A 16,144-nucleotide genomic window follows, 5' to 3' on the forward strand; every position below is an offset into this window, starting at 1 on the left:
TTTTTGTTTTTTCGCTTCCATAATTATTGCTTTATGTCTTGTTTAGGAGCTTCAATAGGCTGTTTTAGAGAAATAATATTCGATAATAATCGATATGCTCCAGAAACACCTTCTGGTAATTCCCTAAATAAACTCAAACCTGTGTAAATATAATATCCTTTTCCGTACGGAGCTACTAATAAAGCACCATCTTTAGCAGATTCTCCTTTATCATGCGACGAAATAATAGGAGTAAAGGCAGGATCATATTCATTTGGATAATACAAACCTTGTTCTTGTGTCCAGCCTTCAAAATCTTTTGAAGAAATTTTATTTGGCGTATTCAAAACTGGGTGATTTGGAGCTAGAAAAGTAATTTTTGCATTTTCTTCGGTCACACGGTCATTAGATAATTTTAACGGATAAGGTGCGATTTTATCGGTCACCAATTTTCCGTTAGTATTGTACTGAACAATCATGTTTTTACCGCCTTTAACAAAATTAAAAAGTATATTTTGTTTGTTAGCCAAAGCACTTACTGTATTGTAGGCGCGAATTCCTGTAATAACAGTACTAAAGGAATCTAATTTTTCTGGCGTAATTTCTTCTGGTTTTAAGATCGACACTTTATATCCCATTTGAGTTAAACTTTCTGGAACTTCGTCGCCTGCTCCCATAATGTAAGCAATTGCATCTCCAGAAGTTTTTAAATCGATTCGAATGCATTTAGATTCTGCTGGTTTTAATACCATTTGTTTTGTAATATGGCTAAAATCTATAATCGTTTGATCTTTATCAAAACGTTTGTTGTCTACAACTGCAATGCTTTTTGCCACAACTTCTTCTGGGTTAACGGGAGGAGTTACTTCAAAATAAAATATTTGTTCCGTTCCTTTTTTATCTAGTACAAACGGAATTTCTTTTGGAGAAACATTCCAGCTTTTTGACAATTCTAATTGTAAATTTCCTTTTACATCGTCTTTTCCTGCGCGGACTTTTACAGGAATCATTTTGCTTTTAGTATCTCTAAAAATCAAAACTTTTTCTAAAATTGAGGTTGTAACTTCTGGTACAATATCAAGAAAATTATACATTTCTCCTTTTACACCGTCATTATATTTGTAAACGACAGTTCGTTCAAACGGAATTTCTACACCGTTTATTTTTACATTAAAAACAACTTTTACATTTCTGATGATGTCTGGAATTCCAATATTTTCCTGATTAGAAACTGTGTACATTCCAACAGTTGCTTTTTCTTTTAACCAATAAGGCTGTGTATACTCAATAGTGTTCGGAAGTTGTAATTGAAGATTGATTCTCTGATCGTTATTATTCTTCAAAACGCTGTTTTGAACTGTAGTTTTATTGTCTGGCAATGTTGTTACACTTTCCAATTGCATATTAACACTGCATCTGTTAATAGCTTCAAGACTCAATCTAATTGTGCTTCCTGGAGTTGCTTCCTGCTCATTTGAAACTGCTTCAAGATATAATCCTGAACAAGATGCAATGATATTTTTAATAGCAGCAGATTTAATAGTTTTCCAATGTGTATCTTCCAAACCCTCGATCATAGAATAAGTTTTTACTAAATCTGGAATACTTGCAGATGGATTACTAAAATCATATTTCGAAATAATCGAAGTAATTAAGTCACCAACTGGTTTTCCGTTTTTAACTCGGTTCCAAGTTGTGTCAATTCCGTCAAATAAATTATCTCTTTCTTTTGGGTTTTCGCCGTTAATAAGTTCTAAATATTCGGTTTCTTCGCCACGAACTCCCGTGCTTCCAAAACCTTGAGATTGGTGGCGACTTCTGCTTAAAGCTGCAATTTCTTGGTTGGATTTCCCAATTCCAGTATAATAAACCCCAGTTTCTAATTTGGTAAATTTAGATTTATTAGCGGCATCAAATTTTTCCTGACTTCCGTAAAACCACCAAGACGGATTAAAAAATTGTCTTTTAACCTGCCACGGCGTTACATATTGCAATTGTTCTGGGTAAACTTTTGGATCATTGGTTAATTTAAAACTTTCAACACTCAACATTGCTGAGGATGTATGATGACCGTGCGTTGTTCCTGGCGAACGGTGATCGAATCTATTAATAATAATATCCGGCTGAAATTTTCTGATTGTCCAAACCACATCTGCTAAGACTTTGTCTTTGTCCCAAATATCTAGAGTCTCATCTGGATTTTTAGAAAAACCAAAGTCATTTGCACGGGAGAAAAACTGTTCTCCGCCATCAATTTTTCTGGCTTCAATTAGTTCTTGCGTTCTTATAACACCTAATAATTCACGTAATTGTGGTCCAATTAAGTTTTGTCCTCCATCACCGCGGGTTAACGATAAGTAACCAGTTCTGGCATTCATCTCATTTGCCAAATACGAAATCATTCGAGTATTTTCGTCATCAGGATGTGCAGCAACATATAATACAGAGCCTAAAAAGTTCAATTTTTTGATTTGATTGTAAATTTCAACCGAATTTGGTTTTTGTGGCTGTTGTGCAAATGAAGTTTGAAAACCTATAAAAAATAAAAGAAAGATTTGGATCTGTATTTTTCGCATGGTAAAGAGTTAGTTGTTTTCTGAAATTGTCCCAAAAATACTAATTATTTTATGGAAGATTATTTAAATGAATTGTTAACGCACAATAATTGTACCTTAATTAAAGCAGTTAAAATAAAAAAAGCTGCCAGATTAATTCTGGCAGCTTTCAAAATATTTAGGTTTTGAAATTTAACTATTGTTTATTTCAACTTGTTTTCTGTGTCTTTGTAAGTTCCTGTAATTGTAACATTACTTCCTTTTGTAACTTTCCCGTAGATTGTAATAGAAGAATCGTTTCCGATGAAATTAATTTTAGCACCGCTGTTTAATCTTAAATCTCCCCAAATTACAACCGAACCTTCAATTTGTAATACTGCATTATTATTTATGATAAGCTCTGTTGACTGTAGATATTTACCTTGAGACAAACTTCCTCTCATATTAAAAGTACCATTAGTGTTTAAAGTTAAGTTACTTAAAACAGTTATAGCGCCGCAATGTGTTAAAACTGCACCAGAATTTACAATTGCCGAATTGATAGCTGTTGCACCTTGGTAAGATTTAATTTCATTGGAGTTTAAAATCAAATCTCTGCCTTGATTATAAATTCCGTATGAAGAACAACTGGCAAATGTAGTGTTTGGTTTTTCCATCTTAATGATTTTCAAACCGCCTGTTCCGCTGGCAACGTAAATATAGTTTCCGCTTGATTTTACGTAGTTTGAAGAACCTGCAATTCCTACAGAACCTAATAAACTTAATTGAGTTCCTGATTGATAAACATTAAGGCCTAAAGCACCATTTGCAAGAAATGCATATCCGTCGTTTACAGAAACAGCATTTGTAACATTATCTTCGCCAGCAGTAGTAATTCCAATTGTTTGTAATTTAGAACCGCTGTTGATGTCGTAAACACCAAGACCATTTGGACCTTCAGAAACCAAAAGTTTTGTTCCATCAATATCCATTGTTCTTTTTGCACCGCTTATATCTGTAGAAGTTGTAAAGCTTTTTTGCAAAGCAAGTGTCGATTGATTATAGATGTTAACTCCTTTATTTCCACTCAAAGTCACGACTTTATCAGAAGTTAATGCAATAGAACGTAGATCTGACATTGCAGTTTTACCAGTAATTGCTTTAGTAGAAGTACTCATTTTAAACAAGCTTCCGTTATCTCCAGTTACAGCAAAATAATTAGAAGAATTAGCTGCTACATCTGTTGTAACTCTGCTTTCTAAATAATTAGTCGTTACTTTATCAGTAAGTAATCCTGAGCTTAATGGCATATTAAAAACTATTGCAGGATTGTTTGCAAGCAAAGGGTCTTTATCTACATCTTTTGCTGCTCCAATAATTAAGTTTCCATTAGAGTAGGTAAGAGATGTAATATCAGTATTTGGAATTAAAGCTGATGTAACTAATTTTGGTTTATATGGATCTGAAACATCAATTACATCGATCGCTCCAGAATATACATCGCCTCTTGTGATATAAGAAACATAAGCATAGTTTCCGTTTACTGTAACGTGGCTTGCTTGTAATGTTTTTCCGTTAGCATCAACTGGCGGTTTTACTTCAGCAATTTGAACTAAAGGGAAAGTTGTAATAGTGTTGTCAGCAGATTTTCCTGTTAAAGAACCGTTTTCAATAGAAATTACTCCAGAATTGGTATAATCAAGCCTTTGATTTAAAGCATTTTGATCTGAAGTAATAGTAATGTTATTCAACGATTGGTTATCGTTTTTGTTATCATCATTATTGTCACAGCCTATTAATAGTGACATTGTTAAAAATGAAAGCAAATAAACATTCTTTTTCATAAATTTCTTTTTTGGATTTTTAAAATTCGGTGCAAATATAAGTCAGAATCTCATTAAACAATGGTTAATTTTTTAAAACTAACTGTTTTTCAGTGATTTATATGTAAATTACAAAGATTTAACAAAAGTTCAAAGTTAAATTCGCAAAAAAAAGAGAGTATCATATTATTTGATACTCTCTTGTATTGAAAACTAGTGATTTAGTATTATCTTCTTCCACGTCCGTGATCATGGTCGTCGTGACGATCATCATGTCTGTCATGTTTATCATGATGCTTATCGTGTTTGTCATAATGTTTGTAATCTCTGTGGTCATGACGACGATCATTGTAACCATAAACTGGTCTTGGTTTGTATGGTCTTTGTGGAGCACCATGATATCCTTTATAATATTTTACTCTATGACGATCAAAATAAGTATAAGGAGTTCTACCATGATAATCGGTTAAAACTACTTTATAACCACCATATAAATCATAGTTTCTATATTGTCTTGGCAGGTAAGTTGTTCTAACCCATCTTCCTCCTCCAAAATATATAAATTGGGCAGCACGAACATCATAGTAAGCTTCAATATCTGGAAGATAATAATATTCCATTTCGCTGTATCCTGCAGGACCCCAAGCTGGAGGATTTCCTATGTTTACGTTTATCGATACTTGGGCTTGCGTGGCATTTGCAACCATTAGAAATAATCCGGCGATTGCTAATTTTATCGTTTTCATTTTGTTTATTTTTTTAAATGTTAATCTTGTTCAAAGATATTCATATACTGTGCCAAAAAAATAAAGCAAATGTATTTTATCGGATAAAAATGCATTTCGACGAGTCGTTTTTAGAAAATTTTTATGCTAAATAATTGATTATAAATTGCTTTACACTTTTTTGAAAATTTAGAAAAAAAAATAAAATTATTTATAATCAACAACTCTTGGTTTTGCAAGTTCGAAGCTTTGCAGTCCATAATCTGTAGTTTCAAAAGTATTTGTTTTGAAAACATTATCGCCCTGAAGCGGAATACTTGGATAATATGAAATTGAAAGCTGAAATGAACTAAAAACCAAATAGTCATTACTAACCAACAATCCTAGGGTGAGTTTAGAATACGGTTTGCTTTTAGTCATTGCGACTTCTGGACTTCCTAAAACGGCGATAGAGTAATTAAAAAATGGATTTAAACGAAAACCCCATAATGCATGCGGAGAATAGGTTTGAGTTTGCAGGGATAAAACCGCTTTACTTGTCCCGTACAATGCGGTATTAAATCCTGCTAAACCATTTTGTTCATTTATATTAAGTTCATCACCAATCACATTGTCACGGTTTATGCCAAAAACAAATTTTGGATTTACGAATTGTCTTAATTTCCAGTTCCCAATACTGTACAACTTTGTAAAATAATTCGATTCAAATAAAAAAGCAGTACGGTAGGTTTTAGATTGATGAAAGAAAGTTCCAGCCTCAAAATTCATACTCAGAAATCCTAATCGATAGTAATTTCCAAATGAAAATTGTGCGCCGACATAAGGCCTCCAAAATGTGTTTTTGTATTGATAGCCAAATGTTACTCCATATATTCTGCCTATAGGAACGTCTTCCGTTTGTCCATTTCTAAAGATATAACTGTCTTTGATAAACTTTCGAGTATTCAATCCGATACCGCTTAGAATCAGTTTCTCACTTGAATAAAAATGATCTGGATCATAAACTTCTGTTGGCGATTCGCTGTAATTGACATTTAGAAATCTCGCAGTTGTAATAAGGTTGGTTATTGCATCATGATCGTCTTTAAACATTTTAAAAGCTCGTCCCGCCCAAACATCCTGTGATGTATATTTCATCGGCTGATAGGCATAAGAAAGATCGGGAGCTTGAAGAGTATCTCGTCTGTAATATTCATCAACATAAACTCCGCCCGCCCATTTGGTTAAAGGAGAATAGAAATCACGTTCTACATCAATGCTTTTGATATAGTTATTATCTAAGTCCATTTTGTAATGAAGAATGGTACTGATATAAGTGTTTTTGATATTCGGAACGGTATAGGTTGCTTCATTAGCATTTCGTCCATCATCAAATCGATTCGTAAAACGGTATTCCAGCTGCTGTCCAGAGCCAAAAAAGTCTTTTTCTTTAAAACCAATCGAAACTTGATTACTCGAAATAGAAAATCTCGGAATTGTACTCCAGGAATCTAAAACTCTAATTGTAACATCTACAGAATCAGATGCTTTTCCGACAGATTGATTGGAGATTCGAACGGCGGTCACATAACGCTGGGAACGAATCAAACGCTCAGATTCTAAAACTTTATAGGTATTATAAGGTGTATTTCGTTTGAATAACAATAAATTATAAATCGCTATTTTTTTTGTTTTTAAATGAAGCTTGTTTCCTGTTCGTTCTCCCCAGTTTTTGGGTACCTGTGTGGTGTCTGCAACAGAATGACCAAACGGATCTAATGTAATAATATTTATATTTCGAATAATTTTGCCTTCATAATTTGTAGAGTCTATTTTTACCAAAAGTTCTTCTTTTTTCTTTGGTTTCCTCGATCTAAAAAATAGTTTATGCATAGTTTGCGTAAACTTATTTCTTTTAGAATAATTTCGAATTTTGTTATAGATTTCAGTACTGTCTTTTTGAGGTTTTGGCTCTTTTTTAGTTTGATCTACTTGTCCATATACACCTTGCAAGCAAAAGCATAACAGAATAAAAAATACTATTTTATTGTTTAAAGACATTCGGTAATTTTACTTCTAATAATTTTATTGTTTATGAATATAGGAATAAATAATAGGTTTAAAAAATAAGTTTTTTAATGCTCAACAGAAGTCCTTCTTATTCTCCATTTAAATTTCCTAGGTACGTGATTGCCCATGAGATATCCCCAAGGTGAAAGTGATTCAATTCTATCAAATATAATTTTTAGAATGGCTAAAAGCGGAATGGCTAAGAACATTCCGGCTATTCCTGCTGCAGCGCCGCCAACAATAATTCCCATAATAGAAACAAACGCATTGATTTCAACTTTAGAATTAATAATTAATGGCACAAGCAGATTATTATCAATAAGTTGAACAATTATATTTACTATCAGAATTCCAAGAATAACAGAAGTATCTGCAGATCCAGTTAATGATGCTAATACGGTAATGATTCCGGCAATTAAAATTCCGATATAAGGAATTAGGTTTAAAATTCCAGTTATAAGTCCTAACAATATAAAATATTTAATGCCAATAATCCACAATCCTAAACTGGTTAATATGGAAACAACAATCATTTCAATAATTAAACTAACAATATAATTGTTTACAGAAACTTTTATCTGCGAAAGAATGTCTTTTAAAACCGGATGATTTTCTTGGCTTATTAATTTAGCTAAAAACAATTTAAAATGTTCTTTATATATTAAAAACAAAAACGTATAAATTACGATAATCGTACTATCCAAAAGAACATCGCTTATAGATATTATAGAAGATACTATTGTAGCCTGGCCGTTTTTAACTGAATCTTTTGTTACTGTATCCAGATATTTTTTTTGTTCTCCAATGCTTACTTGAAAATTTTCTCTAATAAATTTATGAATTTCAATGATAAAAGTATTTGCATTTTTCTTTATGGTATCAAAATCATTCGCCATATAAGTAACCTGATAGGAAATGAAAACCAAAATACCGACAATGAAGGATAGAAAAATTAAAAGACAAACTATTGCGGCTAAATGCCTTGGGAATTTAAATTTTGTATTTAAAAAGGTAAAAATGGGAAGTAGTAGAACAGCAAATAAAAATGCCATTAAAACTGGAGTCAGAATATCTTTTCCAGTACAAAAAATAAAAGCAAAACAAATTAAAGTAACAAGTATAAAGCAAAGCTTTGCATAAAAAGGTAAAGTTATGGGCCGAGTCATTATTTGAAGATTTAAGCTGGTTTTATAAAACAAATATTACACTTTATTTGCTCTTTTCTGTTCTAGCTTTTCTTCGCGGCGTTATAGAATTCCCATTAACATTTAATCAAAAAACTCTCTTTCTTCATATTTGGCGGGAATAATAGAGATTCCTTTTTGCAGTAATAAATTGTTTGGGAAAATAATTTTCTCGCCTTCTTTCGTTTTTAAGCTCACATGGAAGGTATTGATGTCTTCAATTTCCGCTTCGATAGGAAAATCTTTATCATGTATTTTTATAGTGTCCCCAATTCTAAAGGGAAAAGAAAAGAATAAAATCATTCCAGAAGTAATATTGCTCAAAATCGACCATTGTGCAAACATAGCCACGCCAATTACAGTTGCAATCGAAGATATAGTAATGAAAATATCTTGCGTTTCAACGCCCCAAACCACAATTAAACTGGTTGTAACCAATATATTCATTAAAATATTAATATACTTGATTACTAAATTGGTTCGATGTTCAAACAAATGACTAGTAGAGGCAAAACGTCTTATCAATTTTGCAATAACCATTCGAAGAACAATCAATATAAGAATGAGAATTATGGTAGCTAAGATTTCGCGGCTATACTCTTTAAAAGAAAACATAAATAAATTTTTACACTAATGTACTTAAAAATTCGTAAACTTTTGCTGTCGGAAGCCCCATAACATTGGTGTAAGAGCCTTCAACTTTTGCAACTGCCATAAAACCAAACCATTCCTGAATACCATAAGCACCAGCTTTGTCGTAAGGTTTATAATTTTCTATGTAATACAAAATTGCTTCATCAGATAAATCATTGAAAGTAACTTTTGTAATATCATGCAATAGGGTAGAAGAGTCAGCAGTTTTAAAGCATACAGAAGTAATTACTTCATGAGTAGCGTTAGACATTGATTTGATCATTTCAAAAGCTTCTTCCGCATTTTTTGGTTTTCCCAATGCCTTATTTTGGTGCCAGACAATAGTGTCGCTGGTTACTAAAATTTCATTTTCTTGTAACTCGCCTTCAAAAGCTTTGGCTTTTAGTTCGGCCAGATAATCGGTTATTTCTACTGCTTTTAATTCAGGCGGATAAATCTCTTCAATATCTTTTAAACGAATTTCAAAATCAAGATCTAAATCCTTAAAAAACTGCTGTCTTCTTGGCGAACCAGAAGCTAAAATGATTTTATATTTTTTTAGTTTTTGTTTAAGCATTGTATTTGATATTTAAGGCGATAACCAAGATTGATAAAATTCCGAAGAATAAAACAAGTTTTAAAATAGTACTTAAATGATGAAAATCTTTTTGAGATTTTGCAGTAAATATTTTGACTATGAAATATAATAATGGGGCTAAAACTGTAACAAACGAATAAAGGACAGCAATATAAAGCTTGTTCTCCATAAAATAAATATTGCTGTAAAGCGCAGATAATATAAAAGCAATAACGGCAAAGCCTAAAGCAATTTTGGCAGCTCTATTAATTCCAATAGCAATGGGCAATGTATTCATTCCTTGATTGTAATCTCCATTTACATCTTCAATATCTTTAACTATTTCACGAATAAAATTAATCATAAAAGCAAATAAGGCATAATCTATTAGAATTGAAAAAAGACTTGCCATCTGCGCTTGATTTTCAGCAGTTGTTGCTGGAAAAAGATCAAAAACTCCAATAATTAAAACGCTCACAGCAAGAAGCAATGCAACAACAAAATTGCCCAAAATCATAATTTGCTTTAAGGTTGTTGCGTAAAAATATAATAAAGAAGCAATCAAGATAAAAAGCGAAGCAAAAGTTGGTCTCAGAATAATATTCGACAGAATAAAACCAATGGCAACTCCAGAAATATTTAAACCAATATAAATATTATAAGCCGCCGTTTCTGTTATTCCTTTACCAACAACCACGTCGTTAGGTTTATTAATACTATCGGTTGCAACATCATAAATGTTATTAATGACATAACCCGCTGCGGCTAGCAAAACAGTACTCAAAACCAATAATCCATATTGCCAGTCTGACAATGCTAACGGAATATCCTGCTGTTTTAAAAATGCATAACGAAAAAGAAGCTGCATAAAAGCAAGCATTAATAAGTTTTTATAACGAATAAGTTTTAGGTATTTCATTTTTGAGGTTCTGAGTGGCTAAGTTGCTAAGGTTCTAAGATTTTTATGTTTATGGCTTGTAAAAATATAAATGTTACGTTCATTAACAATTTATAATTGATAATTCACAATTAATTAATCGTGTTTTCCATCAAAATACTCCATCCATTTCCCTTGCACCTTCATAACTTGTTCGATGACGTCTCTTGCAGCGCCTCTTCCGCCTTTTACGTGTGAAATGTAACGACAGATATTTTTAATTTCTGGACTTGCATCTTGTGGGCAGGCTGGAAGTCCAACTAATTTCATTACATGAAAATCAGGAATATCATCTCCCATATACAACACATTTTCAGGCTTAATATTATAAGTTTCGGTGTATTCTTTAAAAGTTTTTACTTTATTTGGAGTTCCTAAATGAATGTCGTTAACACCCAGATTATGAAGACGAATGCGGACACCTTCATTGCTTCCGCCAGAAATAACGCATACTTTGAAACCGCTTTCGATCGCTGCTTTTAAAGCATAACCATCACGAATATTCATTGTTCTTAACATTTCGCCTTCATTGGTTACAAAAACAGAACTGTCTGTAAGTACGCCGTCTACATCAAAAACAAACGTTGTGATGTCATTCATTATTTCTTTATAACTTTTTGCCATTATCTTGTATAGATTGTGTTAGGATTTTATAGATATTTTTTTTGTTTTCATTTTGTAAAAAATCCAAATGTGCATTGATTGTTTTGGAATCTTCACGTTTTGCAGGACCTGTCTGCGCCTCAGTTGGATCAAGCGTATTAATTTTATCCGCCGTCTCCTGAATTAAAGGTCTTAGTATTGAAAAAGGAACTTGATTTTCTTCACAAATTTCTTGTCCAATTTGATAAAGGTGATTGGTAAAATTATTCACAAAAACTGCAGCGACATGAAGTGCTTTTCGCTGCTCTGAATTGATAGAATAAACAGCAGTAGAAACACTTTTAGCTACAGATTCTAAAAGTTTAAAATCAGCAGTATTTTCAGCCTCTAAACAAAAAGGAATTATAGAAAAATCTATATTTTTATTTTTAGAAAAAGTCTGCAGCGGATAAAAAACACCCCTACGATTTTTTTCATCTAAAACATCTATTGGTGATGTTCCAGAAGTATGCACTACAAACTGATTATTAAATGGAAGTTGTTCTGAAACTTCGGTAATTGCATTGTCTGAAACTGCAATTATATGTAGATCAGCAGTCTGTAATTCACTGTAGTCAGAAATAATTTTTTCATAATCAACCAAATGAGCCACAGCTTCCTTGTTTCTTGAAAAAACCTGTTTAATTTCTACAGTTTTGCTTGTATCAAAAGCTTTTATTAAATGCTGTGCGACGTTGCCGGAACCGATTATTGTTATTTGAATCATAAAAGCAAAATTAGTATTATTTTTTATAAAGATAATTTGTAACGAAAACTTTTGCGACAGATTGCAGGGTACTAATATGATTTTTATTTTCAGACATTATTCTAATTGCCAAGATTAAAGTATGATAATCTATTTTAATTTATAAGAAAACAATCAAGACAGCTATATTGTAGATGTTTGTTTTTGTAAAAATAAGTTTACTTTTTTGAGAATTTGATCAAATTTCTTGCTATATATTTGGTTTTTATTAACAAATATCACATACCTAAAATCAACATTTTTAAGTACTTTTGTGCCACTTTTATACAATGTAATTCCTTAAAAATGGATAAAAAAATATTCTCTTTTTTGTTTTCTACACGATTAATGGCCGTTCTTTTTTTAACATTCGCAATTGCAATGGGTGTTGGAACTTTTATCGAAAGTAAATACAATACCGATACAGCCAGAATACTTATTTACAATACTTGGTGGTTTGAGGCGATAATGCTTGTTTTTGTGATCAATTTCTTCGGAAACATTAAACGTTATCAACTGCTTAAAAAAGAAAAGTGGGCAACCTTCTTACTGCATATTTCTTTTATTTTCATCATTTTAGGAGCTTTTATTACCCGTTACATTAGTTATGAAGGAATGATGCCTATTCGCGAAGGCGCTGCAGAAAATCAAATTTACTCCGATAAAACTTTCTTAACCATTTTTGTGGATGGTGAATATAAAGGAGAACCAAAACGCAGGGTTTTTGAGAAAAACCTATTGCTTTCTCCTGTTACAAACAACAATTTTTCAATTTCTGGAAAATTTGATGAAACACCGTTTGAAGTTACATACTCTAATTATATAATGGGAGCGAAGGAAGTGGTTAAACCAGATCCAAACGGAACTTTATATCTTAAATTAGTAGAAGCTGGTGCCGGCGGACGTGAAGAACATTATCTTAAAGAAGGTGAGGTTCAAAATATTCACAATGTTTTATTTGCTTTAAATAAACCAACTGACGGAGCAATTAATATTAATACAACTGGTAAAGAATACACTATTCAGACTCCTTTTGAAGGGGAGTTTATGCGAATGGCAGATCAGTTTAAAGGAAAAGTTACTAAAAATAATGTACAGCCTTTAATGATGCGTTCGTTGTATAGCATTGGAGATATTAGAATTGTATTTCCAGATCCGCCAATGAAGGGAAAAGTGGAATATAAATCAAATAATGATTTTAAAGCTAAATCTCATACAGACGCTTTGGTCGTAAAAGTTAAAGCTGAAGGACAAGAAAAAGAAGTAATGCTGATGGGCTCTAAAGGCCAGATTGGAGAGGCTAAAACGGTTAAAATTGGTAATATTGAATATTCTTTATTTTATGGAAGTAAAGCATACATTTTACCTTTTAAAATAAAATTGAACGATTTTATAGCAGAAAAATATCCTGGTACCGAAAAAAGTTATTCTTCATATAAAAGTAAAGTTACTGTCCAGGATTCTACAGAAACTTTTGATTATGATATTTTTATGAATCACGTTTTAGATCATAAAGGATATCGTTTCTTCCAGTCTTCATTTGATCCAGATGAAAAAGGAACTGTTTTATCTGTAAACCATGATTTTTGGGGAACTAACATTACTTATTTGGGTTATTTTTTACTTTATATAGGACTTATGGCAATTATGTTTACAAAACATTCTCGTTTTGGTGATTTGAAACGTAAACTAGAAGCGGTTAAAAAGAAAAAAGAAAAGCTAATTACTATTTTAGTTTTAATGATAAGCTTAAGTGGTTTTGCACAGCAGACTCCACATGTTCATTCTCATGATCACGATCACGCGCATACCGCAGATCCTAATGATCATGCTAATCATGTTACAGCGCCGCCAAGTCAAAAACAATTAGATTCATTATTAACTATTTATAAAGCACCAGAATCGCACGCAGCAAAATTTGGACGATTGATTATCCAAGATGCCGGCGGAAGAATGAAGCCTATTAATACGTTTTCGTCTGAGTTACTTCGAAAAGTAAGCCATAAGGATACTTACAATGGAATGAATTCTGATCAGGTTTTCTTATCGATGACGCAATATGCTCAGGTTTGGATTCAGATTCCTTTGATTTATATTAAATCTGGAAATGATAGTATTCGTAAAATTATCGGAATTGATTCGAAAGATCAATACGCTCCGTTTGTGAAATTCTTTGATGAGCAGGGAAATTATAAATTATCTCCTTATTTGGATGAGGCTTACAAAGCTGCAAATCCAAATAATTTTGAGAAAGATTTTGTTGAGACAGATAAAAAAGTAAACTTAATGGAATCTGCTTTAAGCGGAAGCATTTTGAGAATATTCCCGGTTCCAAACGATCCAAATCATAAATGGGTTTCTTATTTAGAACGCAATAATAATGGCTTTAAAGGAATGGATTCAACTTACGTTAACCAAATTCTGCCTTTATATTTTAGTGCCCTAAACAACGGTTCAATTGCTAAAAACTTTGACACAGCAGACAATTTAGTTGAAAGCATTAATGGTTTTCAAAAGAAATTTGGTAGCAAAGTACGACCAAGTGAAGACAAAATCGATGCTGAGATAGCTTATAATAAATACGACGTTTTTCAAAAATTACCGTATTGGTATATTACAGTAGCAAGCTTTATGTTCATTTTTATTATCGTGAACATTTTCTTTGAGAAAAAATGGCTTCGTATTACAATAGATGGTTTCCATGTTTTAGTCGGATTGTTATTTGCAATTCATACATTAGGATTAATTGCACGCTGGTATATTTCTGGTCACGCGCCTTGGAGTAATGCTTACGAATCAATCGTTTATGTAGCTTGGTCTACAATGTTCTTCGGATTGGCTTTTGACAGAAAATCAAAATTAACAGTGGCGTCATCTGCATTTGTTACTGCTATGATTTTAATGGCGGCTTACATGAACTGGATTGATCCTGAAATTGCAAACTTACAACCGGTTCTTAACTCGTATTGGTTAATGATTCACGTGGCAGTTATTGTAGGTAGTTATGGTCCAACTGCATTAGGATTTATTTTAGGCTTTGTTGCATTGCTGTTGATTTTCTTTACAACTGAGAAAAATAAAGCCAAAATGGAACTTAATTTAAAAGAGATTACATATATCAACGAAATGGCTTTAACTATTGGTTTGATCATGCTTACTATTGGAAACTTCTTAGGCGGACAATGGGCAAACGAAAGCTGGGGACGTTACTGGGGATGGGATCCAAAAGAAACTTGGGCTTTAATCTCGATTATGATTTATGCATTTGTAATTCACGCTCGTTTTGTTCCTGCTTTAAGAGGAAAATGGTTCTTCAACTTAATGAGTATGTTTGCATTTGTTTCAATTCTGTTTACTTATTATGGAGTAAATTTCCATTTGGTTGGTTTGCATTCTTACGCAAGCGGAGAAGCGCATTCATTAAATTGGGTTTATTACACTTTGATTTCCATTAGTGTTATTGGAGCTGTTACCTATCCAAAATATAGAAAGTACTATAAAAGTAAAAAAGTAAAGAAATAAATAATTCAAAGGAATTATTAATTCAAAAAAAGGTTCAACTTAATGTTGAACCTTTTTGTTTTTTAAAAGTTACCTGTAATTAAAAGTATTACTGCAAAAACAATTGTAAAGCAGATTAAAAATATGATATGACTAAGTATCGATAAAAAGAATGCTCGTGTTTTTGATATTTTATTGAAAAATTGAATGTTGGTCCAAAATATTAATATAATACCTATTAGATAGGTTACAAACGAAAACTGCTGTAAATTATGCGTACTGTTGAAATAAAATAATATTGGAAATGTCAAAATCTGGACAAAAAGCCGCTGTGAAGCTTTAAAAGTATTGAGAACAAAAAATTCAAAAAAGTTATATCCCTGATTTCTAAAAACAATATAAGTACCAATTGTATATAACGGTATTGTAGCAATTGTTACCCAAGAGAAATGTGTTGTAATCCATTCATTTAGATTTTCATAATCTAATGCATCATTTGAATCATTTGCTAAATAATGAATATTAAAATAATGGAATAAAAAACCATAAAAAGTTGCTAACAGAACAACCAAAGATAAAGGTTTGAAATGTCTGACGCGTTTTCCTTCAATAAATTCGCGAACAGTATCTCCAGGCCTTGTAAATAGTTCCTTTAAGGAAAAGAGAATTCCCTGATCAAAATGGAATAAGCCATGCTGTATGTCGTGCCATAAAAAATGACCGTTAATTTTGTGTGTTTCTGTGCTTTGGCCGCAATTATTGCAGTAATTACCAGTATAAACTTGCTGACAGTTTTTACAAGTTATTTTCATCAT

Annotated in this window: 12 protein-coding genes; 1 reads left to right on the forward strand and 11 read right to left on the reverse strand. The window is 32.1% G+C overall.

Translation table 11 applies throughout. From position 1 onward, the window contains the following. Window positions 1-23: 23 nt before the first annotated feature. From ASE40_RS14945 to ASE40_RS14990, 10 genes are all read right to left on the reverse strand, one after another. Window positions 24-2,555 (reverse strand): PIG-L family deacetylase, encoded by a 2,532-nt coding sequence (locus tag ASE40_RS14945; protein WP_057117891.1) that lies wholly within the window; start codon window positions 2,553-2,555, stop codon window positions 24-26. Window positions 2,556-2,737: 182 nt separating this feature from the next. Beyond that, on the reverse strand, window positions 2,738-4,357 hold the full coding sequence (locus ASE40_RS14950; protein ID WP_057117892.1) for a hypothetical protein: 1,620 nt from the start codon (window positions 4,355-4,357) through the stop codon (window positions 2,738-2,740). A 206-nt stretch (window positions 4,358-4,563) separates the two neighbouring features. Further along, window positions 4,564-5,082, reverse strand: a complete 519-nt coding sequence (locus ASE40_RS14955; protein ID WP_057117893.1) for a hypothetical protein — start codon at window positions 5,080-5,082, stop codon at window positions 4,564-4,566. A 186-nt stretch (window positions 5,083-5,268) separates the two neighbouring features. Further along, window positions 5,269-7,101 (reverse strand): hypothetical protein, encoded by a 1,833-nt coding sequence (locus ASE40_RS14960; RefSeq protein WP_057117894.1) that lies wholly within the window; start codon window positions 7,099-7,101, stop codon window positions 5,269-5,271. A 74-nt stretch (window positions 7,102-7,175) separates the two neighbouring features. Beyond that, entirely contained in the window at window positions 7,176-8,276 is a 1,101-nt protein-coding gene (locus ASE40_RS14965; protein ID WP_057117895.1) for an AI-2E family transporter, read from the reverse strand. A gap of 102 nt (window positions 8,277-8,378) precedes the next feature. Beyond that, window positions 8,379-8,909: a mechanosensitive ion channel domain-containing protein gene (locus ASE40_RS14970; protein ID WP_057117896.1), complete on the reverse strand. Its 531-nt coding sequence runs from the start codon at window positions 8,907-8,909 to the stop codon at window positions 8,379-8,381. A gap of 10 nt (window positions 8,910-8,919) precedes the next feature. Beyond that, window positions 8,920-9,504 (reverse strand): Maf-like protein, encoded by a 585-nt coding sequence (locus ASE40_RS14975; protein ID WP_057117897.1) that lies wholly within the window; start codon window positions 9,502-9,504, stop codon window positions 8,920-8,922. Further along, window positions 9,497-10,423, reverse strand: a complete 927-nt coding sequence (locus ASE40_RS14980) for a geranylgeranylglycerol-phosphate geranylgeranyltransferase (protein ID WP_082586818.1) — start codon at window positions 10,421-10,423, stop codon at window positions 9,497-9,499. Before ASE40_RS14980 ends, ASE40_RS14975 begins: the two co-directional genes overlap by 8 nt. Window positions 10,424-10,537: 114 nt before the next feature. Then, entirely contained in the window at window positions 10,538-11,065 is a 528-nt protein-coding gene (locus tag ASE40_RS14985) for a KdsC family phosphatase (RefSeq protein ID WP_057117898.1), read from the reverse strand. After that, complete coding sequence (locus ASE40_RS14990; protein ID WP_057117899.1) at window positions 11,049-11,810, reverse strand: Rossmann-like and DUF2520 domain-containing protein; 762 nt, start codon at window positions 11,808-11,810, stop codon at window positions 11,049-11,051. The genes ASE40_RS14985 and ASE40_RS14990 overlap by 17 nt, the downstream gene beginning before the upstream one ends. Before the next feature lie 324 nt (window positions 11,811-12,134). Between ASE40_RS14990 and ccsA the strand changes: the two genes are divergently transcribed. Beyond that, window positions 12,135-15,350 (forward strand): cytochrome c biogenesis protein CcsA, encoded by a 3,216-nt coding sequence (gene ccsA, locus ASE40_RS14995; RefSeq protein WP_057117900.1) that lies wholly within the window; start codon window positions 12,135-12,137, stop codon window positions 15,348-15,350. A 62-nt stretch (window positions 15,351-15,412) separates the two neighbouring features. Here the strand turns inward: ccsA and ASE40_RS15000 are convergent, their stop codons facing one another. Then, window positions 15,413-16,144 (reverse strand): DUF3667 domain-containing protein, encoded by a 732-nt coding sequence (locus ASE40_RS15000; RefSeq protein ID WP_057117901.1) that lies wholly within the window; start codon window positions 16,142-16,144, stop codon window positions 15,413-15,415.

Origin of the sequence: Flavobacterium sp. Root935 (assembly GCF_001429295.1) — a bacterium.
In the GTDB taxonomy this organism is placed as follows: domain Bacteria; phylum Bacteroidota; class Bacteroidia; order Flavobacteriales; family Flavobacteriaceae; genus Flavobacterium.

What these genes read in the sequence shown, in the direction of transcription:
- ASE40_RS14955 (WP_057117893.1), bottom strand. Translation starts at nt 5,082, where the DNA reads ATGAAAACGATAAAATTAGCAATCGCCGGATTATTTCTAATGGTTGCA.
- ccsA (WP_057117900.1), top strand. Translation starts at nt 12,135, where the DNA reads ATGGATAAAAAAATATTCTCTTTTTTGTTTTCTACACGATTAATGGCC.
- ASE40_RS14960 (WP_057117894.1), bottom strand. Translation starts at nt 7,101, where the DNA reads ATGTCTTTAAACAATAAAATAGTATTTTTTATTCTGTTATGCTTTTGC.
- ASE40_RS14975 (WP_057117897.1), bottom strand. Translation starts at nt 9,504, where the DNA reads ATGCTTAAACAAAAACTAAAAAAATATAAAATCATTTTAGCTTCTGGT.
- ASE40_RS14985 (WP_057117898.1), bottom strand. Translation starts at nt 11,065, where the DNA reads ATGGCAAAAAGTTATAAAGAAATAATGAATGACATCACAACGTTTGTT.
- ASE40_RS14980 (WP_082586818.1), bottom strand. Translation starts at nt 10,423, where the DNA reads ATGAAATACCTAAAACTTATTCGTTATAAAAACTTATTAATGCTTGCT.
- ASE40_RS14965 (WP_057117895.1), bottom strand. Translation starts at nt 8,276, where the DNA reads ATGACTCGGCCCATAACTTTACCTTTTTATGCAAAGCTTTGCTTTATA.
- ASE40_RS14970 (WP_057117896.1), bottom strand. Translation starts at nt 8,909, where the DNA reads ATGTTTTCTTTTAAAGAGTATAGCCGCGAAATCTTAGCTACCATAATT.
- ASE40_RS14990 (WP_057117899.1), bottom strand. Translation starts at nt 11,810, where the DNA reads ATGATTCAAATAACAATAATCGGTTCCGGCAACGTCGCACAGCATTTA.
- ASE40_RS14950 (WP_057117892.1), bottom strand. Translation starts at nt 4,357, where the DNA reads ATGAAAAAGAATGTTTATTTGCTTTCATTTTTAACAATGTCACTATTA.
- ASE40_RS15000 (WP_057117901.1), bottom strand. Translation starts at nt 16,144, where the DNA reads ATGATGAAAATAACTTGTAAAAACTGTCAGCAAGTTTATACTGGTAAT.
- ASE40_RS14945 (WP_057117891.1), bottom strand. Translation starts at nt 2,555, where the DNA reads ATGCGAAAAATACAGATCCAAATCTTTCTTTTATTTTTTATAGGTTTT.